Raw genomic sequence first — 15,041 nt, forward strand, 5'->3', positions numbered from 1 at the left:
GAGGATGGATATAATGCGTTACAATAATTCTAAAAAAGCAATGGAAGAAGCTGAACATTTAATGCCTGGTGGTGTAAATAGTCCAGTCAGAGCCTTTAAATCTGTAGATACACCAGCAATTTTTATGGATCATGGTGAAGGTTCAAGAATATATGATATTGACGGCAACGCTTACATTGATTATGTACTAAGTTGGGGGCCATTAATTTTAGGTCATAAAAACAAACAAGTTATTGATAAAATTCATGAAGCAGTAGATAAAGGTACAAGTTTTGGTGCATCAACAACACAAGAGAATAAATTAGCAGAACTTGTTATAGAGCGAGTGCCATCTATTGAGAAGGTACGTATGGTATCATCTGGTACAGAAGCGACATTAGATACTTTGCGTTTAGCACGTGGTTATACTGGAAAAAATAAAATCATTAAATTTATTGGTTGTTATCATGGTCATAGTGATTCTTTATTAATTAAAGCTGGTTCCGGCGTTGCGACTTTAGGTTTACCAGATTCTCCAGGCGTGCCTGAAGGTATCGCTAAAAATACAATTACAGTGCCTTATAATGATTTAGAGGCGATTAAAGTTGCATTTGAAGAATTTGGTGATGACATTGCAGGCGTTATTGTAGAACCCGTTGCTGGTAACATGGGTGTCGTTCCACCGATTGAAGGTTTTTTACAAGGACTGAGAGATATTACAACTGAATATGGCTCATTATTAATTTTTGATGAAGTTATGACAGGCTTTAGAGTAGGATATAATTGTGCACAAGGATACTTTAATGTGATACCAGACTTAACTTGTTTAGGTAAGGTAATTGGAGGAGGTCTACCAGTAGGTGCCTTTGGTGGCAAAAAAGAAATCATGGACCATATTGCCCCAGCAGGTGATATCTATCAAGCTGGTACTTTATCAGGTAATCCTTTAGCTATGACTAGTGGGTATGAGACTCTGGTACAACTTAAACCAGAAACATATGACTATTTTAATAAATTAGGCGATCAATTAGAAGCAGGATTAAAAGCAGTGTTTGCAAAACATAATGTGCCAATCACTGTAAATCGAGCAGGTTCTATGATAGGATATTTCTTGAATGAAGGGCCTGTTACAAACTTTGAAGAAGCAAACAATAGTGATTTAGAAATGTTTAGTCAAATGTACAGAGAAATGGCAAATGAGGGAGTATTTTTACCACCATCACAATTTGAAGGTACATTTCTTTCAACCGCGCACACCGAAGAAGATATTAAACAAACTATAGAAGCGTTCGATACTGCTCTAAATCGAATTGTATAAAGTTTAAATTATGCCCGAACAACCAATGCGTTGATCGGGTTTTAATATGGATAGCTCAGTTAAGTATGACGATAACTACGAAAGTTGTGAGAACATGAGTAAGCAATTAAGAAATAATATCATCGTTTTATTGCTAGCTATTTTATTAAGTCTAATCTTAAATGCAGCAAATATACTATTACCATTTATGTTTGGACCTATAATTGCAAGTGTCATTTGTGTTAGATGCTTTCACATGGAAGTTGAATGGCCGTTTTGGCTAAGTCAAATTGGATTGGTATTATTAGGTGTCCAAATAGGATCAACTTTTACCGAAAATGTAATCTTTGATATCAAAGATGATTGGCTGACTATTATATTAATCACAGTTATGCTATTAGGACTTGCATTAATAATAGCCTTTTTCTTTAAAAAAATTGCTAAGGTAAATACTGAAACTGCAATATTAAGCGTGATTCCAGGTGCGTTAAGTCAAATGCTTATAATGGCAGAGGAAAATAAGAAAGCGAATATTATGGTCGTCAGTTTAACACAAACATCAAGAATTATATTTGTTGTTATTCTTGTACCATTTATTTCGTATTTCTTTAAAGACAGTGGTGGTAATCGTTCGGCAGAGGATAGTGTAGTCAATACACTAACCGAAGCATTGACTATTCCAAATATACTTTTATTAGCACTTGCAGTATTTTTAGTATATGTCATTATGGGGAAAATTAATTTTCCTACCAGACAATTACTTGCACCGATATTAGTACTTATCTGTTGGAATTTATTAACTGGTGTTACATTTACCTTAGACAATTATATTATTGCGGCAGCACAAGTTATTTATATGATACGTATAGGTATACAAATTGCTAAATTATTAGACCAAATGAAAGGTAGAATCGCTGTAGCAATTGCATTTCAAAATATAATATTAATATTACTAACTTTTGTAATGGTGCTATTTATTGCAATGGTTTCCGACCATTCTGTTAATGAATTGTTTTTAGGTGCTGCGCCAGGTGGTATGAGCCAAATAGTATTAGTGGCAATCGAAACAGGTGCAGATGTAGCATTGATTTCAAGCTATCACATCTTTAGAATATTCTTCATACTATTTCTAATTGCTCCTTTACTAAGTTATTTCCTAAAATACAGAGTAGCGAAAGATTCTATTAATAAGAAATCTTAAAAATTACGATGAAATATAATAAAACCACAGTAAACACTATGTGTTCGCTGTGGTTTTATCTATAAATGATAAGTATAATACTTATTTCCAACTATAAAAGTAGTGTGTTGGAATATCTTAATACGTAAGGTGATCTATTAAAGTTTTTGCAAATTATTTAGCCGAAACCTTTTCCATTATATACTTTAGGATTGTTCGGACAACTTTGAAGATGTGCATTGTATAGACCTGCAGCTTCTAAAAAAGAAAAAACAGTAACAGGACCTAAAAATTTAAAACCATATTTTTTAAGTTGCTTTGAAAGTTTTGTAGCACGGTCATCTACTGTAATGCGTTCACTTGGTGTAGCATAGGCGCAATCAATCGGTTTATAATCTACGAAGGACCATAAAAAGTCACTAAAGCTTCCATAATCCTTTTCTATATTGAAATAACCTTGTGCTTGACTAATTATTGCTTCTATCTTTTTACGATTATGCACGATATTGGGAAAAGTCATTAATCGATCAACATCTTCAGTTGTCATTTTTGAAATTTTAGTTGGATCAAAGTTATAAAAAGCTTGTTCGTAAGATTCTTTTTTCTTTAAAATAGTTAACCATGAAAGACCTGCATGTTGTGATTCAAGTGCAATTAATTTAAATAATTTCAAACTATCATAAATAGGTTGTCCCCATTCCTCATCGTGATAGTGGAGATAAAGTGGATCTTTTGTTCCAAATGCGCATTCATTCATAAATTTCACTCCAGTGCCATTGACTTATTTTAACATCCATTATACTATAATTAAGTAAAAGAATATTGTCTACTGGGAAGAGTAAATAAGCTGAAATTTAGAAGAGAGTACATGGTTGGTGTAAATGTACAATTTCACTTATTGAAGGTAGCCCACATTGAACTTTAGCTGAAATATAATGCTCTTAAATAATTATAGTATAGGCTAAAGCGTGTTTGAGCGTTAATCATATAATTAAGTGCTTGAAATTATACTATAATTTCTTGAATTTAGGTGGTACCACGGAATATCCGTCCTATATTGATAGGGCGGATATTTTTATTTTTAAGGAGGATTTTAACGAATGGAAATGAAACCAAAATATAATCCGAACGAAGTCGAGTCCGGACGTTATGACCAATGGGTTAACAATGGTTATTTTAAAGCGACAGAAGATAGTTCGAAAGAGACATATACAATTGTAATTCCACCACCAAACGTAACTGGTAAATTACATTTAGGGCATGCATGGGATACTACATTACAAGATATATTAACGCGAATGAAACGTATGCAAGGCTATGATACTTTATATTTACCAGGCATGGATCATGCAGGTATTGCTACGCAAGCAAAAGTAGAAGCAAAGTTAAACGAGCAAGGTTTATCAAGACATGATTTAGGTCGAGAAAAATTCCTTGAACAAGCTTGGGATTGGAAAGAAGAATACGCTACTTTTATCAGAGAACAGTGGGCGAAACTTGGCCTAGGCTTAGATTACAGTAGAGAACGTTTCACGTTAGACGAAGGTTTAAGTAAAGCTGTGAAAAAAGTATTTGTGGATATGTATAATAAAGGTTTAATATATCGCGGTGAATATATTATAAATTGGGATCCAATCGCACGTACTGCTTTATCTGACATTGAAGTAATACATGAAGATGTTGAAGGTAAGTTTTACCATTTTAAATATCCATATGCAGATGGTGATGGATTTATTGAAATTGCTACAACACGTCCTGAAACAATGTTAGGTGATACTGCGATTGTCGTAAACCCTAATGATGAACGTTACAAAGATGTTATTGGGAAGAAAGTAATTTTACCTATCATTGGTAGAGAACTACCTATATTAGCAGATGAATATGTTGATATTGAATTTGGTAGTGGTGCAATGAAAGTAACACCAGCACATGACCCTAATGACTTTGAAATAGGAAATCGCCATGATTTAGAACGCATTATCGTAATGGATGAATCAGGCAAAATGAATGATAAAGCTGGCAAGTATCAAGGCATGGATCGATTTGATTGTCGTGACCAATTAGTGAAAGATTTAGAGGCTGAAGACCTTGTTATTAAAATTGAGGCACATGAACATTCAGTAGGTCATTCAGAGCGTTCTGGCGCAGTTGTAGAGCCGTATTTATCAACACAATGGTTTGTTAAAATGAAACCACTTGCTGAGCAAGCACTAGATAATCAAAAAACAGACGATAGAATTGATTTTGTTCCTGCACGTTTTGAAAAAACTTTTAATCGTTGGATGGAAGAAATTAGAGACTGGACGATATCACGTCAACTTTGGTGGGGGCATCAAATTCCAGCTTGGTACCATAAAGAAACGGGCGAAATTTATGTGGGTGAATCAGCACCTGAAAATATTGAAAATTGGACTCAAGATGAAGATGTATTAGATACTTGGTTCTCAAGTGCGTTATGGCCATTTTCAACATTAGGTTGGCCAGATACAGAAGCAGAAGACTTCCAACGTTACTTCCCAACTAATGCATTAGTGACTGGATATGACATTATCTTCTTCTGGGTTGCAAGAATGATATTCCAAGGTTTAGAATTTACTGGAAAACGTCCTTTTAACGATGTATTATTACACGGATTAGTCCGTGCAGAAGACGGTAGGAAGATGAGTAAATCACTTGGCAATGGTGTGGATCCTATGGATGTCATTGATGAGTATGGTGCAGACAGCTTAAGATACTTCCTTGCTACTGGTTCATCTCCTGGTCATGATTTACGTTATTCTACTGAAAAAGTTGAATCTGTATGGAATTTCATTAATAAAATATGGAATGCTGCGAGATTTAGTATTATGAATATTGGTGAAGACTTTAAGGTAGAAGATGTAGATTTATCAGGAAACCTTTCTCTTGCAGATAAGTGGATTTTAACTCGATTAAATGAAACCATTGCAAATGTTACGGATTTAAGTGATAAATATGAATTTGGTGAGGTTGGTCGTACCCTTTATAACTTTATTTGGGATGAATTCTGTGATTGGTATATCGAGATGAGTAAGATACCTATGAACGGTGAAGATGAAGCGCAAAAGCAAGTTACACGTTCAGTACTTACGTATGTTCTCGATAACACAATGAGAATGTTACACCCATTTATGCCATTTGTTACAGAGCAAATTTGGCAAAACTTACCTCATGAAGGTGAAACAATTGTAAACGCATCTTGGCCAAAAGTGAATGATGAACTCACATTTGATGACAGTAAAGAAACGATGCAACAACTTGTTGAAATTATTAAATCAGTTAGACAATCACGTCTTGAAGTAGATACGCCGCTTTCAAAGGCAATTCCAATCTTTATTAAAGCGAAAGATGATAATATCAAAGAGACATTGTTAAACAACTCGAATTATATTGATAGATTCTGTCATCCAAGTGAATTGACAATTGATATGGATATTGAAATTCCTGAAAAAGCCATGACTTCTGTTACGACTGCTGGTGAAGTTGTGTTACCATTGGAAGGTCTAATAGATATGGATAAAGAAATTGAGCGTTTAGAGAATGAACTCTTGAAATGGGAAAAAGAGCTCGATCGCGTGAATAAAAAATTAGCAAATGAAAACTTCGTCAATAAAGCACCTGAAAAAGTTATTAATGAAGAACGTGAGAAGAAACAAACATATCAAGAGAAATATGATGGTGTTAAATTACGAATTAATCAATTAAAAGCATAGGAGTCCTTAAGATGAATTACCTAGATAGCTTATATTGGATACATGAACGAACTAAATTTGGTATTAAACCAGGCGTCAAACGTATGGAGTGGATGTTGGATAGACTAAATAATCCTCAATTTAATATAAACGGTATTCATGTTGGTGGCACAAATGGCAAAGGGTCCACGGTGTCGTATCTACGTTCAGCACTTGTTGATAACGGATATGATGTGGGCACTTTCACATCGCCATTTATTGAAACATTCAACGAACGTATTAGTTTGAATGGTGTACCCATAAATGATGATGATATTGTTAAATTAGTTCAAAGAGTAAAACCAGTAAGCGAAGCCTTAGAAGTGGAAACTGACCTTGGAATTGCAACCGAATTTGAGATTATTACAACGATGATGTTTTTATATTTTGGTGAAATCCACCCAGTTGACTTTGTAATTGTTGAAGCGGGATTAGGTATTAAAAATGATTCTACCAATGTTTTTAAACCAATCTTATCAATATTGACAAGTATAGGTTTAGACCATACTGATATATTGGGCGACACGTATGTAGATATTGCAAAAGACAAAGGTGCGATAGTAAAACCAAACACACCTATCATTTATGCTGTAAAAAACGAAGAAGCGCTTAAAGTTATTCGTGATTATGTGGAACAACAAAATGCTGAAGGAATTGAGTTGGATAGAGATATTAGTATTATCTCTGAAGATGAAGAATTCACTTATCGCTATAAAGATTATGAACTTGAGACGCTTTTATTAAATATGTTAGGTGAACACCAAAAAGAAAATGCCGCGTTAGCAATTACCGCACTTATTGAATTAAATGAGTCAAATATCGTTGATTTAGATTTCAATAAAATGATTGATGGTATTGAATCGGTGAGTTGGACTGGTCGAATTGAACAAGTGAAAGAACGTCCTTTGATGATTGTCGATGGCGCACATAACGTTGAAAGTGTAGAAGCGCTAATTAGTACGATGAAAAATTATTATCACACTGAAAATATTGATATTTTATTTTCTGCAATCAAAGGAAAACCTTTAAATGCTATGGTGGATCAACTAAAAACGATTGCTTCTACATTCTATATAACAGATTTTGATTTTCCGAAAGCTTTAACAAAAGAAACGATTTTTGATGAAGTTCGATTTGATCAAAAAGCACTTGTTGATGATTATGTGAAGTTTATCGAATCATATGAAGGTGACGGTTTAATCATTACTGGAAGCTTGTACTTTATAAGTGAAGTAAAAGCTAAAGTTAATTTTAGTTAAATATATATTTTATAAATAAGCGAACGGTTCGATAGGTTGTTGAACCATTCGCTTATTTTTGTGTTAAATAAAAGAAAAGTGGTATCCAAATATAATTTTAATAAAGAGTAAAAAGTTAGTTTGAAAATTTGAGGTTTGTCAATTTTTTGACGAGTCTATTTTGATTAAATTAGGTGACAAGCATTTCCTATTTTATTTTGTAATTATATGATAATATTTAATAAAAGGGGAGGTATTAGATTAAAATGACTGAAAAGAAATTCCCAAAAGATGCAATGCGTGTTTTAAAAGAAACAAGTCGTACTTTTTATATTCCGATAACTTTTTTAGAAAAAGAGTTAAAACATACGGTAGCATCTGCTTATTTAGTATTAAGAGCAATAGATGAAATTGAAGATCACGAGGAATTGAATAATGATTTAAAACATTCAATATTGATGCAAGTAAGTGAGTTATTTAAAGCTCCTTTTGATGAAGAGAAATACATGCAAATTATTGAACCCGTGAAGGATAAAATGCCTGAAGTCACTTTAAGATTAGGTGAGTGGATAGAAGCTTGTCCAAATAAGACAGTATCAATTGTATTAGAGGCTTCTAGCGAAATGGCATTTGGTATGGCAAAATGGGCTAAAGCAAACTGGGATATCCATACCAAGGATGATTTAGATGATTATACATATTATGTAGCGGGACTTGTCGGTGTCATGCTCTCGCAATTGTGGGACTTATGTGCAAATGTTAAAACAGATAGAGAATTGGCAATTGGATACGGACGAGGCTTGCAAGCTGTTAACATTCTTAGAAATGAACAAGAGGATTTAGCAGAACGTGGTGTAAGTTTTGTACCGGATGATTGGACACGCGATGATTTGTTTAAATATGCTGAAGATAACTTAGCTAAAGCAGATGAATATATGAAAGATATTAATAAAAAAACCATTTTACTATTTTGTCGTTTACCATTAGCACTGGCTCACAAATCACTTAAAGCAATGAAAAATGGTAGAGAGAAGATATCCAGAAAAGAAGTAGAAGAAACTGTCGATGAAATTCAACAAGATTAGATGCTAAAATCCTTTTTATGAATGATTCATTTTTATTAATATTACAAAATTAAAAACCATTAGTAACTTTATACATATAAAACCAGCTCATTATATTGTTGAGCTGGTTTTATTATTCTAAAATATAATTCGTAAACGAAATAATGTGTGGTGACAATGCACAATCAACAAACCGAACTATATACAAAATTTGGTTTGTTGATTGCGCATTGTTGAAATTATTTCAATAGTGTTATTTTTCTTATTGGTATTATGGATTGATGCTATAATACTTGTTAGGAGGTGAAGTGTTGATAACGCTGCTTTTAATTTGTCCTATATTATTTAGTTTTTTATATCAGCTATGTTTTGTAGAAAACCTGAAATTAAGTTATCTCACAACCCATTCAAGATGTGATTATTGTCGCAAAAAAATAACTATAATAGAAACAATACCAATTTTAAGCTTTATTTTTTTAAGAGGCACTTCAAGATGCTGTAATCGCAGAATAAGTGTTTTTTATCTGCTTGGGGAGTTTCTTTCTTTGGTTCCTGTATTTTACATGATTTATTTACCTCACAAACTAACGATTGATAACACTACTTTAATACTAATTTATTTATTCCTCCTCGTCTTTTCTATATTTGATATTAAGACATACACAGTTCCTTTGCATGTGGTAGTCGTTTTTGCTATTTGCATTTGTTTTATTACTCCAATTCATATCATGTCATTTTTCTTCGTAACGAGCTTGCTTCATATATTTTATTTACTATTTCATAATGCCATTGGCTATGGAGATATAATTATCTTTTCTTTGCTAGCTTTAGCTTTATCCTCTTCAGAGTTTTTAATCACACTTTTGTTTACATTTATCTGTGGTGGTGTTTTTGCTTTGCTCGTGTTACTTCTTTCTCGTAATGAAAGAGCAAGAATTCCACTTATTCCTTTTATTTATATAGCATTTAATATAATGCTTATAACATCTCAAAATTTAAACTTTGGAGGTTTTTAATAATGAAAATAAAAGAACTTGCCAATAATCAGAAACCTAGAGAAAGGTTGTTAAACAATGGACCTGCACATTTATCTGATGGTGAACTACTAGCCATTTTAATTAATACAGGTAGAAAAGGGTTTTCAAGTTTAGATATAGCTAATGAATTGTTAAAGTCAGTAGAAAGTTTAAAACAGTTAAAGGCATTATCCATCAATGATTTGAATAAAGTGAAGGGAATTGGTTTATATAAAGCATTGATACTAAAAGCTGCTTTTGAGCTAGGGGAACGCATGCATTCGGGTAGTTTAGATGAGAAGATACAAATTACTAGTCCTCAAGATGTTGCTAATTTTATGATGGGAAAAATGGAGCATTTAACTCAGGAAAAGTTTATTGTGTTATTTCTTAATTCTAAGAATGTTGTTATTAAGCAGAAAACAATATTTATTGGAACATTAAATTCATCAATCGTTCATCCTCGAGAAATATTTAGCGAAGCTATAAAATGTGCAAGTAATGCAATTGTGGTGCTTCACAATCATCCATCAGGTGATACTACACCGTCCAAAGAAGATATTAGGACAACTAATAGATTAAGAGAATGTGGAGAAATTCTCGGAATAGATTTACTAGACCATATTATTATTGGAGATCATACTTATATGAGTATGGTAGAGGACGGCTATTTTGATTAAAACATGATATACGAAGTTGCTTACATAAACGCATAGACTGATTAACGCATTATTATATTTTTATTGCATGCTTTAGTATTAATTTTGGCTTTCTGTACTCACTCAGTTACGGTATAATCAAGTTGATAATTAAGGAGGCGTTATCAAGTGGGAACGATATTATTGATTGGTTTGTTACTGCCGGTAGTTTATTTAATGCAATTAGTTAAAATTAAAAAACCTATTGATTTTAACAGTACTAAAAAAACAGTAGTTATTTCAATTGTAGGTGTCTTATTAACTACTATGCTATTCTTTATTTTTAGTACAAATCACACATCTTTTTGGCTATACTTAATAGGTGCATTGATTATAGCTGTTATATGGGCACTATTGTTGTGTGCTTGTTATTATTTTTATCAAGTGCTATCAAATAATGTTAAAAAATAACTATAATGTTTGTGAAACATTAGTTTTTATATTAAGGTTAGAAAATATCTTTGATTATGAAATACGTTTGATATCTCAATTTTCATAGATGTAACTATAGTTGAATGTTAAAAGACGGAGCAAGGAATCCATTTTTGATTCCTTGCTCCGTCTGAACGACCAAATTATAATATTACAAGTATATTTAAGTAATACTATACTCTGCTACTGGAATAATCTATATCTGTGATAACATGCATAGATTGTGTTATTTATATAAAATTAAAGTAATTATTAAAGTTTTCCATTATCCAAAGAATACCTTGATAACCTAGATATATACATAATACGATAATTCCAACGTATATTAAAAATCTTAAAATTGATAAACCTACTCTAAATAATAATATAACTAAGAGGACAAGTAGGATTATAGATATAATACTCATATTATATTTCACTCCCTTTGTACATAATTGTACTATGAAAAAAGCATGTATGCATCAGTCTATCGTTAACTTTTGAATACTACTACAGACTGATGATATTTAAATTAATTGATTTTATAATATAGGGTGAAATTATGGGAGGGTGGTTCATGCGGTTTATATTTAGTATTATTAAAAACTTTATAGCTATTATAGCAATTATAATCATTGTATTCTTCGCGTTGAAATATGCGCCGTTTTTAAAAGACCAGCAATGGAACCTAGTACATAATAATGAGCCACCTACAAGCAACACCCAATCAGAAGGTGATTTAACAGGTGGTCAACGTTATTCTGTAGAAGACAATGATATTTTAAAAAATGTCCCGCGCAGTCAGGCTAAAAATGTATTTGATTGGATAGATAAGAAAGAATTTATGTCTGTATCGGGAATTGGTAGAATGGGGTATAGCGATAAATATCTAGCAGGCCAACGTGGCGATGAATTTATAATTTATAAATTTGGTTCAGACTCCATTCGTGTTTATAAAACTGAAATAGAAATGGAGCAAGACCTAAATCAACTTGGGGAGCATATCGAACTACAGCCACCATCTAATTACGAGTAAGTGGTTTGAATTCTCAGCAAAAATGCGTTAGCCTTATATAAGTAAAAACGTAAAAGGTTGGTGTCTAATTATGAGTGAACAGTCTAAAGATAAAAAAGTAGATGAACAAGCAAAAGCACAAAATCTATTCGCACGTTGGCGTAAAGAGGAAACTTTATATAAAGAAGACGAAAAAGAGGCTGAAAAAGAAGCTGAAAAATCTGCTGAAACAGAAAAAAACGACGCAGAAGAAAAATAATTATATTTTTGCTGAAACTAATGGACGTTAAATTATTTCTAAGAAATGAATTTATTTGAATCAAAGCTGAAATTTAAAATTTTAGCGGATATTCAATGACTTGACGTTGACAAGTCTAAATTTAAAATTTGCAATAATCGAAAACGCAATTTCCATTCTAGTACTGTTGTAAAAAATATACCGAAAGCTGAGACATGATTTCATGTGTCAGCTTTTTTGCTTTTATACAAAACGTTAATATATATAGTTAATGATAAATAAACTTAAACTGTCTAAGGGCAAAAGCATGAGAATATAAATGGTAGGAAAAATAATAAAACTCACTATTTAACTAGCATAAATTTATTATCTTAGCAATTTTTCCTTTTTTAGTTAAAAACATATTTAATTTATATACATAATTTTGAATTTAAAAAATTGTAAAATCCAAGACTTTAGTACACTATTTACTTTGAAACTTGTTATAATACAAATTAACACTACATTTTATGTTTTAAAGTAGAATCTCAGCAATATTTGTTCTAGCTTTAATATATTAAATGAGTGGTTAGAATTTAATTTGTGAATAATAAGGTTACTACTTTATTTCGATCTATGAGTAATATAAAATAATATCAAGTAGTAAAATAGTCGGGTAATAGAGGTGTTTAGGTTGTCAAAGTTTTTTAAAAACAACAAGTTGATTGTTATTTTATGTGCAATCATTGTATTTATTGCCTTAATTGGTGTATCTTTACGTTCGCAATCACAATCACCAGTAGAACAATACGTAGGAGATTCAGTTGCATTCGGTCAAAAGGCGGTTAGTTATCCTGTTCATTTCGTAACAGGTTCAATCAATAACCTTTTTGCAAAAGATAGTTCAAAAGAGCAACAAAGCAAGGTTAAACAATTGGAAGCTGAAAACGAAAGACTGAAATCAGAAAACAAAAAGTATAAAAAAGAATTAGATATAGAAGATATATCTAAATTCGAACCAATTTCTAGTACGGTATTATCTAGAAATCCAGATCAATGGATGAATACACTAGTTATTAACCAGGGTGCTAAAGATGGTATAAAAAATAATATGGCTGTGATGACTTCAGAAGGATTGGTAGGTCGAATCTCTAAAGTAAATCAATTTTCCTCACAAGTTGATTTAATTTCAACAAACACACGCGCTAACCGTTTATCAGTAAATATTCAACATGATGATAAAAATGTATTTGGGTTAATCGATCATTATGATTCTAAAAATGAAGAACTTATTATTACTGATATTAATAATAAAGACAGTGTGAAAAAAGGAGATAAGGTTGTTACAAGTGGTTTAGCTGATCAATTACCAAGTAGTATATACATAGGTGAAGTTTCAAAAGTAGAAAATGATGAATATGGCTTATCAAAAGAAGTTAGAGTTAAAACAGCTGCTAATTTATCAGATTTAAATCATGTATATGTAGCTAAAAGAGACCCTAAGACAATACCGGATAATGAAAGTGGTGATAATTAATGCGTGCGTTATACTACTTTCTTATCGGTATTGTATTATTTTATATTGATACTGCAATTGGGTTAATTATACCAATGCAAATTGGCACGAAAGACATAATTTTTGTTCCACACTTGACTCTAATGTATTTACTAATAATATGTGTTCACAGAAGTTTTGGTGTAGCTATTATATTATCTACGGTGTTAGGCTTAATTACTGATTTATATTTTGGTAGTTTTTATGGCTTGTATTTATTTGGTTATATATTGTTCGTTGTAATACAAGACTTTTTCTTCAAAACATTTTATAGAGACTATACAATGTTATTCTTTATAGTATTATTAAGTACAATTTTCTTAGAAATTTATGTAGCTACTATTTATAGCATATTGGGATTGATAGCATTTAATTTATTTGATTTTGTGTTGTATAGATTAATACCTACATTGGTGCTTAATTTTATATTACTTACTATTTTCTATCCGATTATTACTAAATTCTTTAGAAAAGTGCAATTGAAGATTGACAGTAAGAAACCCTAATGCTAGAATGCAGTAGTTGAGTAGTTTTTAGCTACATACAACCGCTCGGATTTAGGTTAAAGAACATGTATGTCACCTAAATTTGGCGTGACTTAAATTATAGGAGGTGCAAAGTATGTTTGCTATTATTGAAACAGGTGGAAAACAAGTTAAAGTAGAAGAAGGACAAGAAATCTTTGTTGAGAAATTAGATGTTAACGAAGGTGACTCTTTCACATTTGACAAAGTATTATTTGTAGGTGGAGACGCAGTTAAAGTTGGTGCGCCAACTGTTGAAGGTGCTTCAGTTACTGCTACTGTTAAGAAACAAGGTCGCGGTAAGAAGATCACTGTATTCACATATAAACGTCGTAAAGACTCAAAACGTAAAAAAGGTCATCGTCAACCTTACACTAAATTAACAATCGACAAAATCAACGCATAATTATGATTACTGTTGATGTTACATTGAACGATGTCGGTCAAATCACTGATGTTATCATGGATGGCCATGCAGAACATGGCGAATATGGACATGATATAGTTTGTGCAGGTGCATCCGCAGTGCTTTTCGGAAGTGTTAATGCTATAATGGGATTAACAAATGAGAAGCCCGATATTGATTACAATGATGACGGTGGACATTTCCATATTAGAAGTGTTGATACTTCTAATGAACAAGCGCAATTAATTCTTCAAGCAATGTTAGTTTCGTTGCAAACCATTGAAGAAGAATATAAAGAAAATATCAGATTAAACTATAAGTGAGGTGCAATCATAATGTTAAAATTAAATTTACAGTTCTTCTCATCTAAAAAAGGACTTGGTTCTACAAAAAACGGACGTGACTCAGTTTCTAAACGTTTAGGAGCTAAACGTGCTGATGGTCAACACGTTACAGGTGGTTCAATCTTATTCCGCCAACGTGGTACTAAAATTTATCCTGGTGAAAATGTAGGTCGTGGTGGCGACGATACATTATTCGCTAAAATCGACGGCGTGGTTAAATTTGAACGCAAAGGTCGCGACAAAAAACAAGTTTCTGTTTACGCAGCAGCTGAGTAATTTGTCATCGTTAACACCAGAAGTGATCACTTCTGGTGTTTATTTTTTGTCTTTATTTTCTAGTTAATGAGA

General features: G+C 32.1%; 17 protein-coding genes and 2 other annotated features. Of the genes, 15 read left to right on the forward strand and 2 right to left on the reverse strand.

Translation table 11 applies throughout. The features are described from left to right. Positions 1-13: 13 nt before the first annotated feature. Positions 14-1,297: a glutamate-1-semialdehyde 2,1-aminomutase gene (gene hemL / locus ACSUE0_RS03410; protein ID WP_119613583.1), complete on the forward strand. Its 1,284-nt coding sequence runs from the start codon at positions 14-16 to the stop codon at positions 1,295-1,297. 94 nt (positions 1,298-1,391) lie between these two features. Next, positions 1,392-2,477 (forward strand): AbrB family transcriptional regulator, encoded by a 1,086-nt coding sequence (locus ACSUE0_RS03415; protein ID WP_436956097.1) that lies wholly within the window; start codon positions 1,392-1,394, stop codon positions 2,475-2,477. A gap of 157 nt (positions 2,478-2,634) precedes the next feature. On the opposite strand, the gene ACSUE0_RS03420 is transcribed toward ACSUE0_RS03415, so the two are convergent. Next, positions 2,635-3,213 carry a DNA-3-methyladenine glycosylase I gene (locus ACSUE0_RS03420; RefSeq protein WP_119615098.1) on the reverse strand — a complete coding sequence of 193 codons (579 nt, stop codon included), beginning with the start codon at positions 3,211-3,213 and terminating at the stop codon, positions 2,635-2,637. 59 nt (positions 3,214-3,272) lie between these two features. Next, positions 3,273-3,514, forward strand: a binding site (T-box leader). 42 nt (positions 3,515-3,556) lie between these two features. Between ACSUE0_RS03420 and ACSUE0_RS03425 the strand changes: the two genes are divergently transcribed. From ACSUE0_RS03425 to ACSUE0_RS03450, 6 genes are all read left to right on the forward strand, one after another. After that, positions 3,557-6,187 carry a valine--tRNA ligase gene (locus ACSUE0_RS03425; protein WP_436956100.1) on the forward strand — a complete coding sequence of 877 codons (2,631 nt, stop codon included), beginning with the start codon at positions 3,557-3,559 and terminating at the stop codon, positions 6,185-6,187. Between the two features lie 11 nt (positions 6,188-6,198). Beyond that, positions 6,199-7,464 (forward strand): bifunctional folylpolyglutamate synthase/dihydrofolate synthase, encoded by a 1,266-nt coding sequence (locus ACSUE0_RS03430; protein ID WP_436956102.1) that lies wholly within the window; start codon positions 6,199-6,201, stop codon positions 7,462-7,464. Between the two features lie 245 nt (positions 7,465-7,709). Beyond that, positions 7,710-8,528: a squalene/phytoene synthase family protein gene (locus ACSUE0_RS03435; protein WP_436956104.1), complete on the forward strand. Its 819-nt coding sequence runs from the start codon at positions 7,710-7,712 to the stop codon at positions 8,526-8,528. A gap of 290 nt (positions 8,529-8,818) precedes the next feature. Further along, positions 8,819-9,523: a prepilin peptidase gene (locus tag ACSUE0_RS03440; RefSeq protein ID WP_436956106.1), complete on the forward strand. Its 705-nt coding sequence runs from the start codon at positions 8,819-8,821 to the stop codon at positions 9,521-9,523. 2 nt (positions 9,524-9,525) lie between these two features. After that, positions 9,526-10,203, forward strand: a complete 678-nt coding sequence (gene radC, locus ACSUE0_RS03445; RefSeq protein WP_119615239.1) for a RadC family protein — start codon at positions 9,526-9,528, stop codon at positions 10,201-10,203. 147 nt (positions 10,204-10,350) lie between these two features. Continuing rightward, on the forward strand, positions 10,351-10,632 hold the full coding sequence (locus ACSUE0_RS03450) for a hypothetical protein (protein WP_119615237.1): 282 nt from the start codon (positions 10,351-10,353) through the stop codon (positions 10,630-10,632). 251 nt (positions 10,633-10,883) lie between these two features. Here the strand turns inward: ACSUE0_RS03450 and ACSUE0_RS03455 are convergent, their stop codons facing one another. Next, the gene (locus ACSUE0_RS03455; protein WP_119615270.1) at positions 10,884-11,060 is read right to left on the reverse strand and encodes a hypothetical protein; all 177 of its coding nucleotides are present in this window, start codon (positions 11,058-11,060) and stop codon (positions 10,884-10,886) included. A 149-nt stretch (positions 11,061-11,209) separates the two neighbouring features. On the opposite strand from ACSUE0_RS03455, the gene ACSUE0_RS03460 reads away from it, so the two are divergent. The 7 genes from ACSUE0_RS03460 to rpmA all read left to right on the forward strand — a co-directional run bounded on the left by ACSUE0_RS03460 (position 11,210) and on the right by rpmA (position 14,969). Beyond that, positions 11,210-11,668: a DUF4930 family protein gene (locus ACSUE0_RS03460; protein WP_436956108.1), complete on the forward strand. Its 459-nt coding sequence runs from the start codon at positions 11,210-11,212 to the stop codon at positions 11,666-11,668. A gap of 70 nt (positions 11,669-11,738) precedes the next feature. Next, positions 11,739-11,906: a hypothetical protein gene (locus ACSUE0_RS03465; protein WP_182475198.1), complete on the forward strand. Its 168-nt coding sequence runs from the start codon at positions 11,739-11,741 to the stop codon at positions 11,904-11,906. Positions 11,907-12,558: 652 nt separating this feature from the next. Beyond that, positions 12,559-13,401, forward strand: coding sequence for a rod shape-determining protein MreC (gene mreC / locus ACSUE0_RS03470; protein ID WP_017724679.1), 843 nt, complete (start codon positions 12,559-12,561; stop codon positions 13,399-13,401). Next, the gene (mreD, locus tag ACSUE0_RS03475; protein ID WP_119614984.1) at positions 13,401-13,925 is read left to right on the forward strand and encodes a rod shape-determining protein MreD; all 525 of its coding nucleotides are present in this window, start codon (positions 13,401-13,403) and stop codon (positions 13,923-13,925) included. The genes mreC and mreD overlap by 1 nt, the downstream gene beginning before the upstream one ends. A 29-nt stretch (positions 13,926-13,954) precedes the next feature. After that, positions 13,955-14,028 (forward strand) — a sequence feature (ribosomal protein L21 leader region). A 12-nt stretch (positions 14,029-14,040) separates the two neighbouring features. After that, positions 14,041-14,349 carry a 50S ribosomal protein L21 gene (gene rplU / locus ACSUE0_RS03480; RefSeq protein ID WP_017724677.1) on the forward strand — a complete coding sequence of 103 codons (309 nt, stop codon included), beginning with the start codon at positions 14,041-14,043 and terminating at the stop codon, positions 14,347-14,349. 2 nt (positions 14,350-14,351) lie between these two features. Further along, entirely contained in the window at positions 14,352-14,672 is a 321-nt protein-coding gene (locus ACSUE0_RS03485; RefSeq protein WP_026113597.1) for a ribosomal-processing cysteine protease Prp, read from the forward strand. A gap of 12 nt (positions 14,673-14,684) precedes the next feature. Continuing rightward, positions 14,685-14,969 carry a 50S ribosomal protein L27 gene (gene rpmA, locus ACSUE0_RS03490; protein ID WP_017724675.1) on the forward strand — a complete coding sequence of 95 codons (285 nt, stop codon included), beginning with the start codon at positions 14,685-14,687 and terminating at the stop codon, positions 14,967-14,969. The last annotated feature ends 72 nt before the right edge of the window (positions 14,970-15,041 follow it).

The organism is Staphylococcus sp. AS1337 (assembly GCF_051408735.1).
In the GTDB taxonomy this organism is placed as follows: domain Bacteria; phylum Bacillota; class Bacilli; order Staphylococcales; family Staphylococcaceae; genus Staphylococcus; species Staphylococcus xylosus_B.